This is a genomic window from Ruegeria sp. HKCCD7628, from assembly GCF_057221005.1.
This window is the reverse complement of record NZ_JBWVBA010000003.1, coordinates 47,617-60,992: the sequence shown is the minus strand read 5'-3', so window position 1 is coordinate 60,992 and position 13,376 is coordinate 47,617. Positions and strand designations below refer to the sequence as shown.

Below are 13,376 nucleotides of genomic sequence, written 5' to 3'. Positions count from 1 at the left end.
TATTTTTTATTTTTTTAGCCATCTCGGTCCTTGGGATTTCTGTGCATTGGCCAAGCACGAAATTCAAATGGCACCCTGCCTTCGACCCTATCCACGCTGGGTGGCAAGCCAAACCTGTCTTTGTATGACCTGCTGAAATGCACCTGGCTGGCAAAGCCTGATGCAATGGCAATCTCGGCCAAGGGAAGGCGCGTCTGCGTCACAAGGCCCCGCGCCCGATCAAGACGGATATCCCGGTAATACAAGGCTGGTGTCTTTCCGACATGAACCGCGAACAAGCGATCGAGTTGCCGATGCGAGACACCGACGACTTTGCATATTTCGGGCACAGGCAATGGGTCTTCCAAATTGGCCTCCATAGCCTGAATTGCTAGACGCAGTTTCGCTGGAACCGTTGCCCCCAGCGGCTCGGCGCCGTCAGGTTGCTGCCTGTTGGCCGGGCCGCGTAGTGTGTCGTGGAACACGTACCGGGCCGCCGCATTGGCAAGCGCGCTTCCATGCAGACCCTGTAACACTTGCAACCCCAGATCGACCGAAGCCCCGCCACCACAGCATGTGATCCGGTTGCCGTCCAAAACAAACAAGTTCTCGACAACTTCCACGTCGGGGAAAAGCTCTTGGAACGCGTCGATATGTTCGTAATGCACTGTCGCCTTACGCCCCCGTAGCAACCCTGCCTGGGCAAGAATGAATGCTCCAGTATCCAGCGCGATCATACTCGCGCCTCGTCGCGCCCAATTCCTAAGCGCCTTTTCGGTGCGATCCGTCGCATGCTTTTCCGGGGCCCAGCTGGCCGATACGACAACGATGTCCACTTCGGACGCAGCGACCTCGCTCAAGGCGCGTGTCCAGATTGAGGCCCCGTTGCTGGACGTGCAGGATCCTCCGGCTTCGGACGCAAATTCCCATTTGAAATGACCCGCGCCGTCGAGGTAATTCGCAGCCCTCAGCGGATCGATAAAACCCATTGTTGTCGCGATGTTGAAACTGGGCGCGACGACGACCAAAACCCGCGTTTCTTGCAGCATGGTATCAGCCATTCAGGAGCTCCCGCCTCATATTCCCTAAATTCGAACATGATGGGTTTTGTGACCGCAGTGCAAGACCGCTGCGCCTCGCCCGCCGCAGAGATGGATCGCGGCAGTCTTACGGCCCCATTTCGACGTCAGCCGGCTATCTTTCCTTGAATGCGCGATCCAATGTCGTCTGGACCGGCTTAAGAAGATAGGCCAGCAACGTCTGTTCTCCGGTTTTCATTTCGGCAACCACGGTCATCCCGGCCTGCAGTGGTCGAGCGAAAGACCCAGTTCCGACCGACGCCTGCGCCAACGCCAAAGATGCGCGGAAATAGGTTTCGCCCGTTTTTTCATCCGTCAATGGCAAGGGGTAAATCGAGTTCAATTGCCCCTCGACTTTGCCAAAACGGCGCACGTCGAATGTGTCCACGCTGATCGACACCGGATCGTCGGCGTTGACATGCCCGACCTCGGCATTCGGAATACGTGCCTCGACTATCAGCGCCTGTCTGGTTGGTAGGATCTCAAAGATGGTTTCTCCGGGCGCGATCACTTCTCCTGGGTTGGGAAATGCGACCGATTGAATAACTCCACGCGCTGGCGCAACGATGCGGAGCCCGGCGAGTTTACCCGCTACGATCTGTTGAGACACACGCAGACGATCTCGTTCCTGCTCCAATTCGGAAATCCGGGTGAGAACATCATCACGCAAAGACAGTGTCTCTTCTTGCAATGTCGAACTTGCCAAGATGAGCGCGCTTTGCGCCTCGGCAAGACGCACCGAAGCTGCAGATGCGGCTGAGCGTACCGCGTCGACTTCGTCCTCCTCTTCGAGATAATCGCTAAGCGACTTGAGACCTTGAGCCTGAAGCTGAGCATACTTCGCCAGAAGCTCCTCTTTCTTGACCACACGCCTATTGGCAAGGTCCGCCGCCTGCCGCAAAATATCCAGCGTTTCCTTTTGCTGCTCCAATGATGTTTGTTGGATTCTCTGACGTTCAAAGAACAGTTGCAATCTGGATGACGCCGTCACAAGCCCCTGAGCTTCGAGCGCTTTGATCTCGGACACGCTTGGAGGAACAGCCCTGTTGAGCATCGCAAGTACGGTCATCGCATTTGCCAGATCTCGCTGGATTGCCTCGATCTGTTCTGCAGCCAGATCCCCTTCCTGCGTCAGATCCGGATGCTCCAACTCTACCAGTACATCGCCTGCCTCAACTCTTTGACCGTTTCGGACGTGGACCTCCTTTACGATTCCACCATGTAGAGTTTCGATCTGCGGGTAGTCCCCAATTGGCATGATCGTACCCGGGGCGCGCGTGATCTGTGGCGTCATTGTTCGCCCGGCTACCGTCACGAGGCCACAGATCATCAAAAAAAAGACCAAAGTCAAAAAAGCCGCAAAACGAGGAGGTTTCTTGCGCCTTCTTTCCACCGCCCTGGCCATCGGTCCCGGCTTGGTATTGGTGTATTCCTTACGTGTCATGATCGACCCTCAGCAGTTTTCAGAGCAGCTTGGATTTTCTTTAACCCGGCATCCCCTGTTGCATTTACAACGACCCTATCGCCGTTCAGAAAAACGAAACGGTCTGCAATGTTGAGGAACGAGCGGTCCGCGCTGGAAATTAGTATCGTTTTTCGCCCTCTTTGCTCCCAAACCCATCTTTTGAACCCGTCACGGCGCATGTCCGAAAGACCGTTTGTAGGCTCGGAGAACAGATAGGCAGTAGACGGGCGCGCGATACTGCGCGCTAAGGTCAGCGCTTTGACGGTTTCATCTGACAATTGCGCCAGTGTCACGTCCGTCAGGCGCGTTTCCAGCCCCTTTGCCAACAACCCATTGTCATTCAACAAGTCCATATGATCCAGGGCGGCAACGATTTCGGCATCCGAAAGCGACGAACATGCAAGACGGAAATTCTGCGCGACCGTACCGTAAAACAGAGACTTCTCATAAGGGGCGTAGGTGACTGACTTACGCAGCTCATCCCGCGCTATCTGACGAATGTCGATGCCATCATGTTCGATCGTACCGGCCAATGGCGTGTGCAGCCCGTCGATCAGATCCAAAACCGCAGTCCGGCTGGTGGCATCACTACTCATGAGCAAAACAATTTCACCCGGTTCGCAATTCAAACTGGCCTGCGAAAAAATCGGGCCATTCAGCGGGTCCGGCCGATACGTAACCGAGGACAGTGAAATCGCTCCACGAAGTGTTTTTCGATGCGATTGGGCCAAACGCAGTTCCAATTCTTCCTGCAATCCCAGGACCCGGTCCGCCTGCGCTCGGCTGGAAACTGAATTTAACATCTGAGGGAAGCTGGCATACAAAGTCTGCACCGGAGTCAGCACCTTGGAAACCAGGGCTATGGCCGCAATCAAAGCGCCAAAACTCAGATCGGCAGTTACCGCCCCGTGGGCGCTCAGGATGATTGAGCCGACGACCGTCAAAGCGGTCAAAGTTTGCGCAAGTGACTGGGTAAACGCCTGAAATTGGCGCGCGCGACGGGCTGCGGCTTCGGCGAGTTCGATCATTGGCGTCGAACGTCGCATCCATCTTTCCTGCAAGCCCAGGTTTGCAATTACTTTTTGATGCACGATCGCATTATGAACCAACGACTGGCCGACTTCTGCGGCCTCGGCAGCGGCGCGGTCCAAGTTGCGCTGACGCGGAATGGTAAGACAACCGACCAAAATGAACACGACAACCATGCCGAGACACAACAATCCGGCTTCGGGTGCGAGAAAGAACAGAAGGGTCAGAAAAATCAACACAAATGGCAAATCCAGAACGGTTGCCATCACTTGACCTGTAAAAACTTCTCTCAAAGATTCGAATTGGCGAAATCGAGCCAATTGCTGCGTCACATCTGACTTTTGCAGCTGGCTCAGCGGAAGGGACATCAGTTTTTGAAACAGGGCGATCATCAACTGACGCTCACCGTGCCATCCGACGTAAGCAAGCGCGCGAGATCGCGCAAGACGGAAGGCGAAATCCGATATTCCGATTATGGCGACACCGACTGCCAATGAAACCAACATATCAATGGATCCCGACGGAATGACACGATCATAGATCGCCATGATTAACAATGGAGTCAGCAGGCCCAAAACGTTTGTAAGCAGCGACGTAACCAACAACCAAGGCAGCATCGCGCGCATACCCGCGAAAGCCGAACGTACAGATGTAAATTTCTTTTCCGATATCCCTGGTGTCGCGATTTGCAACTTGATTACGGTGCAAAGGCCTGAACCTGGAAGATAGTGACGCAGGTCGGGGTTTTGACTGTCACTGACCCTGATCGTCCGCGCGGAACGCCCAAGGGCAATGTAACACCCGCCGGACTTGGGAAAGACAAGCGCGGGACATTCTTGATCAGTTATCTCGCTTTCCCTGCACCTGACTCTCGAGAAGGGAATATTCAGGTTGCCAAGCGCTTCTATTATGTCGTCGCGGTGCAGTTCGGAAGACAAATGAGGGAACGCTTCGGCAATAGTATCCTTTCCATTTTTCCACCCCTCCGCCAATAGAAGTCGTTGTAGAAGTCCCCTTGCGCTTTGCGTGCTTAGACTTGTCATGCCGCCCCCCGTTGTTTAAGCAGCGCGGCCTGGCGATCCAGCTCTGCATCATCCCTCCAAGACGTGATCTCGTCAGACAGCTTTGCCTTTAGATGAACGACCTGATCTGCCAGTTGTCGTAAGCGCGGGTCCGGACTGGACAAAACAATAGTCGGCCGCGGCGCAAGGGTTCTTAAACAATCCGCCAAAGCCTGGCGTTCTGGTGTGTCCAGAGCCGCCGACGGCTCATTCATGAGCAAAATTTTTGGTTGCAACGCCAATGCCCGTGTCAAAGAAACCAAGTGACGGTTGACTGGGTCTTTCTCGAAACTTGTTCGCGCAGTCATGACGGTGTTGTACCCTGCGGGGAGCCGGTGAATGCGTTTTTCCAATCCCAGCGCAGCAGCAAACTTTTTCGCCCTCTCAACGACTTGCGCGTCCCCAAATGCGCTCAGGTTTTCAAGTAAAGTGCCTGAAAACATTGCAGGGTCCGCCTCAAGCACGATCGTCGCGCCCAGCCCTTTTTGATTGACACGTTTGGCGCCGGAAAAGCCATCGATCAAGACCTCTCCGTTCGAGGGAAGCCGTTGACCAGAGATCGCATCAAAAACGGAGTCAACCATCCAACTCTGTTCGGCTTCCAACAAAACGCAACCAGAGGGCGGTACTAAAAAACTTACCGGAGCCATGAGCGCGCCTGTACTATCCGTGCGCTCGACGGCCATCTCGCGCACCGAAATTTGCCCCATTATTTCAAGTACTTGGCAAGAAGGTATTTCGTTGACTTCCAACTCCTCCATGTCATTTAACCGCCCTCGTGCAACCGAGACATTTTCGGATTGAACCCACAATGTCATCAACTTGGTCAAAGGCTGGATGATACGACCGTTCAACAACATACAGGCTGCAAGCTCGGCAATGCCTATATGGTTCTGGATGACGAGGCAGGCCCCCCAAAGCCCCATTGCCGCGACCATCATTTGTGAAAAAATCGCTCCGAAACTCTGTGCAATCCCCGCAAATTGGATTAATTTGTTACTAATATTTACGGTTTGCTCTTCGAGCATTTCAAACCGGCGCGCCATCTGCGGTTCCATCCGGTTAGCTTTTACAGTCTGCACGTTGGACAGAGTTTCTAACAAAAAGGCGTATCTTCGGGCGTCCAGAGATTTGCGCCGTTCGAACAACACCCACTGAGCGCGCTTCATCACAAAGGCAAAACCAAGCACGATGCAAAACGCGCCGAGAGGAACAAGAAACAACCAGCCTCCGATCAACCCGATCAACACCGCGAACAACACAGTAAAGGGTAAATCAATAGAAAGCGTCTGGCTTTGCCCTGATTGATAATCCCTCAACTGATCAATGGCGGCAAACCGTTCAAAATAAGTGCTGTCAGGATTTTGCGAAAATGACCGGGTGTTCGCATTTAGAACCTGTTTCAAAAAACGCCGACGGTTGCCTATCGCCGCGCCTTCGGCGGTGCTGGTCAGCATAATTGTTCTGCACTGGCGCAAAACAAGTTCTGCCGCGGCGCTGATGATCAATACGACGGTTAGTACCCGCAACGTATCGGTGGATTGAAACGGAATAATCCGATCGAAGATCATCAGAATGGACAAGGGCATCAGAAGCGCCAAAACATTCAACGAAAACGATGCAGCCCAGATTGGCAATCCAAATCCAGATCGGGACAAATTTCCAGCAAGCGGTTGCGGTTCCATGATGCACTATCACCCTTTCCTGTCCCAGAAGGTTGCGCGACCGCCGCTTTAGGAATGGTAAAGAACCCAGATGCCGTCGTGAATAATTTCCTTTAAATTGCAGATATTTATGAAGCATTTCTGTAGCACCCTTCATGATATCTATCGGTCGGACCGACAGATGAATCGAGGTAGCGCAATGAACAAATCCCCCCACGAAATTTCAAGTTTCGCGCAATCGCAGCTGTCAGAGACGGAAGAAAAAGAGGAATTCGCGGCGCAGTTTTCCCATGGGACACCTCAGGTTTCGAATGATCCCACCCGAGCCGCACTGCACACGGGTGAAGACCGGGCAGGTTCCCTTGAGACGCGGCTCAGACCAGATGGCGCACCGGGCGACCAGCCTGGGCGGGTTCATTCCGAGCAAAAGCAGGCGTCTTACAAAAGCAATGCCGCACCCGAAACAGAACAAACCATGGATCAAACTTTGGCGACCGGGCCAACGGCCGATACGAGACCAAAGGCCGAAGCGCAACTTGGGCCTGATACCGGGGATCACACCGCGCGGTTCGAAATTCAAAGCAATACGCACGAAACACAACAAACGGTCCAGTATGATTCAGGACCAACTCCCTTCGTGCCTTCCCCCTTAGATCCAGGCACTCCGATTGATAACTTCGTCACTTCCACTGAGGATGAAAATAACGCCCCCGAAGAAATCCTGTTGGATGCCCTAGAAGTCAGTGAGAACGCCGCCGGAACTGTGGTGGGAACACTGACGGTCGTAGATCCTGATACATCAGACAAACATTCAATTCATGTGTCCGACGACCGGTTCGAGGTTGTGGGCGGACAGCTACAACTGAAACCCGAAGTGACCTTGGATCACGAAGAGGCAGCCCAGATCGAGGTCGACGTCACCGTTACGGATTTAGGCGGCCTGACACTCACAGAACGATTCACCGTCGAAGTATTGGATGTCAACGAAGCGCCCGACACTATCAAGTTAGACGGCGTTGCTGTCGCGGAAAACGCGGCAGGCGCAATTATTGGAGCTCTTACGGTTACCGACCCCGATGCGGATGATAACTACAACATCAGTGTTTCCGATGACAGATTCGAAGTGGTCGACGGATATATGCAGTTGAAGCCCGGCGTTTCATTGGACTACGAAGACGCCGCCCAGGTCGAAGTCAACGTGACGGCGACGGACACCGGCGGGCTAAGCCTGACCGAGAGTTTCACAATCGACGTTCAAGACATTAACGAAGCACCCCAAGATGTGACCCTGGACAACCACTCGGTCGCAGAAAACGCCGCTGGGGCTGTGATTGGAAATCTATCGACGCTGGATCCCGACATCAAAGACGACCATGCTTATCACGTCTCGGACGACCGGTTTGAGGTGGTTGATGGTGAGCTTCGGCTAAAACCAGACGTACAATTCGACCACGAGGAGACTGACCAGATCGAGCTGCAAATCACAACTACAGATTCTGGTGGCCTGAGTACTACGAAAGACTTCGTCATCTCCCTTGAGAACGTGAATGAAGGTCCTGAAAACCTGACCCTCAGCATCAACACAGACAATCTGGTTTCCAACGGCAGCTTTGAAGAATTCGACCTCGATCAAGGAAGGTGGCGTGGATTTAACAATGACCCGTCGGGGTCTTGGACGGATTCACACGGCATCGAAATCTGGGACCAGTTCGGCGGCACCAAAGCCTCGGATGGCGACCAATTGATGGAATTGGACCACGGTCACGGCGTAGACAGTATTTCGCAAGTGATCCAAACAGTGGACGGCCAGCTTTATGATCTGGGGCTGGACCTTCGCGAGCGGCTTGCCGGCGGCACCGATACGGTCGAAGTCTATTGGAACGGAAACCTCGTTGCCGAGTTGGATCCCCAGTCATCGGATTGGGAGACGTTTCAACTACAGGTCGTCGGGACAGGACAGGATACGTTGGAGCTCCGCGAACCCGAGAGTCAGAATGACAGCTACGGGGCCTTGATCGACAACATCACCCTGACGGCGGCCATGCAAACGGTTGGCGAAAATGTCGCCGGAGCCATTGTCGGGAAAATCAGTTTTGACGACCCCGATCAGGGGGACACTCACCGGTTCGAAGTATCGGATGACCGGTTTGAAGTCGTCGACAACCTTCTGCGCCTAAAACCGGGTGTTTCGTTGGATTTCGAGGAAGCCGCCTCTGTTAGTGTCAATGTGACAGTGATTGACGAGGGAGGGCTGAGCCAAACCGTCAACTATCAAGTGAACGTCGCCGATATGCCCGACGTCTCGATATCCAGCGGTTTCAGCATTAAATTTTTTGGAACCACCTCCCAAGACGGTCTGGGGGACGTCGACTGGAACGCTGCTCCTGTCCGTACAGAAGTTGTTTCGACCACCGACTTTGGACAGGTCCCTCACCAGGACAGCAGGTCAAACGATGCATTCGGCATCGAAGTTTCTGGCAATATTGACGTTGAAGAAGGCGGACTCTTTACATTCCATCTGGATGACCACAATTCAGCGACACTGGTGGTCGACGGCGTGACTGTCATTCCGAATGGCTCTGCGCAAACAGGCGAAATCGACCTTGCGCCCGGCACGCATGTAATTGAAGTGCGAAATGCCGGCACACCCGGTGCAGCAGGGCCAACCCTGGAATGGGAAGGCCCCGGTCTTGTTGGGCGACAGCCAGTCACGGCGCCGGACCTAGTGGATGCACAGACTGTATCGGGAATGCCTATTACCTTTGAAATCAGCGCCGGCACCGTCGGCTTTACGGAAGAGTCTCACTTCGCGCTGAGTGATTTGCCAGAGGGCACACAGATCGAAACAGAGTCCGGATCAGTAATTGCAGGCCCTGACGGCACCGTCGAACTGAGCGGCTGGAATGTGCAAGCTCTTACGATCACGCCTCCTGCAGAGTTTACGGGACCAGTGCAGGCAACGTTGCACCACGCCACCCCAACAGGTGGCGACACCAGCTATGATGGCGTGGAAACGCTTGCTTTCGACGTTAATGCAGCACAACAAACCCTTCCATCGGCCCAAGTATTCGGCGGTTTCACTGCGCGCTTTTTTGACGTCGACCATAAACTGAAAAACTTGGACGACGTGGACTGGTCCGCAGACCCCAGCCATCAAGAGCTGATATCAGAAATAAATTTCGAAACCACCAAAGGCTCATTCTGGGCAGATGGGTCAAAAGACACTTTTGGCGCCCAGTTTGAGGGACAAATTTCGATCGAAGAAGGCGGGTCCTACACCTTTTTTGCCGGAGGGGACGACGGTGTCGCTGTATATATCAATGGCGTCGAGGTAGTTGACAACGACGGTCGCCATGGGTTTCGGACCCGTTCTGGTGAGATCGAACTCGAGACCGGAACGTATGACATCGAAGTCCGGTATTTCGAGAACCGTGGCCGAGCTGGTCTGAAACTGGAATGGGAAGGTCCCGACACCAACGGACGGGAATTCGTTCAAGCCGATGCCGGGACGACCATAGAGAAAGATGGCAGTTTCGAACTTGGGATAGACCTTAGCCACGCGAGTCCGACAGCATCCGTTTCGCTGGAAGGTTTGCCGCCAAACACCATGATACTTAGTGGCGAAGACGCAGCCCTGTCAGATGGTGGCTCGGTGGAGCTTCAGGGGTGGAACGTAGACATGCTTGAGATTTCGCCTCCGCCAGGGTTTGAGGGCACGATAAAAGCCGAGATCACTGTCTCAGACAAAGGTTTCAATGGCGCAAATATTTCCTCTGAAACTCAGATTGATCTTGTTGTCGGGCACGCTGACGATACAGAAGGCGCGACGATGCAGCAGGGGCAAGATCTGTCTAACCTGCTGCAAAGCGAAACCGACGAGGTATTGGCGTGGGATGCACACTCTTCTCCTGCAGACGATGGCGCCGAAACCGATGTCATGTCAGAGCCTGTCCAGACCTCACCCGAAGCTGAGATCACCAGCATTCAAAGCGATGCCTACGAGCGTGTGGACTGGTGATATCCGAATATGGCCGGGCGAGTTTAGAATACTGTCCCTACTCTCCGGCCAGCGCATTCTTTCCCAGTGAAAGGCGCTGTTCAGACAGTGCCTTTTTCTTGCTGACCTCCAGCAACGGGAATTCCACAAAGAATACGGTGCCGAAACCTAGTGTGCTTTCGTAGTCAATTGTCCCGCCGAAATGCTCAACAATCTCCTTCGAAATACTCATCCCCAAGCCGGTTCCTCCGGCGTGCCGTTCATCTGATGAATCAATCTGCGAAAAACGATCAAACACTTTGTCGCGACTACCCTCGGGGATGCCGATCCCTTGATCTTTCACGTATACCCGCACCCGCGATCCGACGACCTCGCACCCTACAGTGACGACGCCACGTTCAAACGAAAACTTCGCCGCGTTCGAGATCATGTTGGTCAGAACCTGGATCAATCGCGAGGCGTCACCTTTGATGAACAAATCTTGTTCGGACGAACGTTCTTCGACCAGTTCGACATTATGGGCGCTGGCAAATCCTAGGTTGCAAGCGATTGCCTCATCCACAAGCGAGTTCACGTTGATCCGCGTCTCTTTGATGACCATCTCGCCGGCTTCCATTTTCTGGATGTCCAAAACATCGTTTATCAACGAGGCCAAACGCTCACTGTTCTTACTCGCCAGCTCTACAAGGTTTTGCATCTTGTCTGGCACCTCACCCATGGCGCCTGACTTGATTAGGTCCAAAGAACCCTTGATTGACGTCAATGGCGTACGCAACTCATGGCTGACCGTCGAGATAAACTGAGTCTTCGCAATATAAGCCGCTTTGGTCCGCTCATGCTCTTCCCTGAGCTTTTCCAGCTGCTCTAAGTTGGTCTGGTACAGTTTGAGAAACACCAGCGAGCAATCGATCAGAAAGTACATCACGAAAACGACGGTAAAGAAATGCAGCCACAAGTCCGATGAAAGGTCGGGCTGTTCGATCCAGATGTCTTTGACCACGATCACCATGAACGAGATGCCGTACATGGCGAGGCGCACAATCATGGCCCAAACGAATTGGTGGTTGTTCATGGCCGCAAATAGGGCGGCGGCGAACAAGAAAAAAAGCGGGGTGAAGTGACCGCCTGTTGGTTGTTTCAGCGCAACAGACACCGCGTAAAGGCAGATAGCGGTAGAACTGAGGATCGTATTGAACAAAATCCACGCCACCATCATCGCGATCGACCGGCGTTCCTTAGGCGTGAGGCGTGCTACCCGCTTAGCCAGGTAAAGGTCTTGCGCCTCGCAGATCAATATTGTCCCGTAGAAAAACAGTGCGTTCAGCGGATCGAAGAAAAACGCTGTCAGGATCGTAGTTGCAAGGAAAATTGCCTGCCGCTGCCAAAGCAGCGCAAAGCTCATGGCAGTGTAATCTTTGATATTCTGTAGCAGCCTGCTGTCGCTGTCTTGGGGTGCCCCGTCTAGTTGGGGTGCTTCGATGGCGGTCATCGTAAAGTCTTTTTTGCTGATCAGTTAGAGGAGATTTATCGACACAATGAGGACGTAGTTGGTCGGAATTTCGTTCACAGTTTGGCAATAGTCTTCATCCGGCCGAATTATTGTCGAATACCTTCGCTGGCCTATGCCGGTAAAGACACAACACTGTGCGTTATAAATTAACGATTTTATTGCCTTTTTGACCCCCTTACCCCTTAATGCAAGAACAGGCTAGCGAGACAAACAAAGAGGTGGGGTTGTGGTCGCTATTGGAAAGATAGAAGCCAATCACGAGGGTGTGACACCCGTTTCGGCACGGCTTGCCGAAGAGCCGGTCACATTGCTTCAATTCGCCCGCTCGGCAGGGCGCAACATGCTTGAGGTCATTCCCGCAGAAACGCTGCGCGAAACTTACGTCCGGGGTCCGCTGAATATCCACTATATCTGCGAACCCGAAATGATCACCGAGTTGCTGGTCGGTCAGGGGCGCGCTTTCCCCAAAGCGAAATTCACCAAGGACATCATCGGATCAGCTGTCGGGAACGGTCTCATCCTGTCCGAGGGAGAGAAATGGCGGAAGCAGCGGCATCGCTACTCGCCCTTATTTGCGGCACGCAACTTGCCGGTTCTGGCACGCCATTTTGCCGCAACAGGGATCGAAGTAGCGGATTCATTGGCCGAGCATCCCGGGCCAGTCGATGTGGCCCAGGTTGCGCCTGCCTCAACACTGACCAATATCTCTCGCGTCATTTTTTCGGGCAATGAAGAAGTCAGCGCCGAGCAGATCCGCGTTGGGCTGATCGCATATTTTAATTATATTTCAGACCTTTCCCTGTTTGACTTAATGGGCCTTCCGAAATGGTTACCGCGCAAGAAATGGCTCAGCAGCAAGGCGCCAGTTACTACTATGCGCGATCTGGCCCGCCAGGTGATCGACCTGCGTCGTGCTGAAAGCCGCGATGAGCCTGAAGACTTTTTGGATCTGATGATTGAGGCTTTAAAGTCGGATTTTGAAGATGCTGAGACGACAGTGGACAACCTTCTGACCTTCGTGGTCGCGGGACACGAAACTTCGGCCAATGCGCTTGCATGGGGGTACTACCTGCTGGCGCTGCACCCAGAAATGCAAAACCGCGTCCGACACGAGATCATGTCGGTTCGACCGGATGGCCCTGTGGAGTATTCCGATTTGGAAAACATGCCGCTGCTGAGGGCCCACATCAAAGAAACGCTTAGGCTGTATCCATCAGCCGCCTTTTTCGCCAGGGACGCAGGCGCTGAACTGGACATAAACGGTGTTAAGATCGAAGACGGTGACGCGTTGTTCTTCCCCGTATACTCGTTACATCGGAATGAGAAACTGTGGGACGAACCTGATCAATATCGTCCTGAACGTTTTCTTGGCGGGACCATACCCCGAGGGCAATATATACCTTTTGGTGCCGGACCGCGCATATGTATTGGCGCTCAATACGCCGAGACGGAAATCATGGTTCTCATGGCCTCAGTGCTGCGCAAAGTCGCGTTTTCGCTGTCAGACGAACCGTTGCCAGAACCGGTTTTGACTTTCACGATGCGCACAAGCGGCCCGCTTATTTTGAATGCCTCACCTGTTTAGGCAGGAC

Annotated in this window: 7 protein-coding genes; 2 read left to right on the top strand and 5 right to left on the bottom strand. The window is 53.5% G+C overall.

Features of this window, described 5'->3' with window-relative positions; all coding sequences use genetic code 11:
- Nucleotides 1-14: 14 nt before the first annotated feature.
- From AC2TAD_RS08755 to AC2TAD_RS08740, 4 genes are all read right to left on the bottom strand, one after another.
- Nucleotides 15-1,040 carry a GlxA family transcriptional regulator gene (locus AC2TAD_RS08755; RefSeq protein WP_480867195.1) on the bottom strand — a complete coding sequence of 342 codons (1,026 nt, stop codon included), beginning with the start codon at nucleotides 1,038-1,040 and terminating at the stop codon, nucleotides 15-17.
- A 133-nt stretch (nucleotides 1,041-1,173) separates the two neighbouring features.
- A complete protein-coding gene (locus AC2TAD_RS08750) occupies nucleotides 1,174-2,463 on the bottom strand; it encodes an HlyD family type I secretion periplasmic adaptor subunit (RefSeq protein ID WP_480867571.1) in 1,290 nt (429 codons plus the stop codon).
- A gap of 35 nt (nucleotides 2,464-2,498) precedes the next feature.
- The gene (locus AC2TAD_RS08745; protein WP_480867194.1) at nucleotides 2,499-4,169 is read right to left on the bottom strand and encodes an ABC transporter transmembrane domain-containing protein; all 1,671 of its coding nucleotides are present in this window, start codon (nucleotides 4,167-4,169) and stop codon (nucleotides 2,499-2,501) included.
- 422 nt (nucleotides 4,170-4,591) lie between these two features.
- Complete coding sequence (locus tag AC2TAD_RS08740) at nucleotides 4,592-6,298, bottom strand: ABC transporter transmembrane domain-containing protein (protein ID WP_480867192.1); 1,707 nt, start codon at nucleotides 6,296-6,298, stop codon at nucleotides 4,592-4,594.
- A 178-nt stretch (nucleotides 6,299-6,476) separates the two neighbouring features.
- On the opposite strand from AC2TAD_RS08740, the gene AC2TAD_RS08735 reads away from it, so the two are divergent.
- A complete protein-coding gene (locus AC2TAD_RS08735; protein WP_480867190.1) occupies nucleotides 6,477-10,295 on the top strand; it encodes a PA14 domain-containing protein in 3,819 nt (1,272 codons plus the stop codon).
- Nucleotides 10,296-10,332: 37 nt separating this feature from the next.
- On the opposite strand, the gene AC2TAD_RS08730 is transcribed toward AC2TAD_RS08735, so the two are convergent.
- On the bottom strand, nucleotides 10,333-11,763 hold the full coding sequence (locus AC2TAD_RS08730; protein ID WP_480867188.1) for a sensor histidine kinase: 1,431 nt from the start codon (nucleotides 11,761-11,763) through the stop codon (nucleotides 10,333-10,335).
- Nucleotides 11,764-12,010: 247 nt separating this feature from the next.
- Here AC2TAD_RS08730 and AC2TAD_RS08725 point away from each other — a divergent pair, with 247 nt between their 5' ends.
- Complete coding sequence (locus tag AC2TAD_RS08725; RefSeq protein WP_480867186.1) at nucleotides 12,011-13,369, top strand: cytochrome P450; 1,359 nt, start codon at nucleotides 12,011-12,013, stop codon at nucleotides 13,367-13,369.
- Nucleotides 13,370-13,376: the final 7 nt, after the last annotated feature.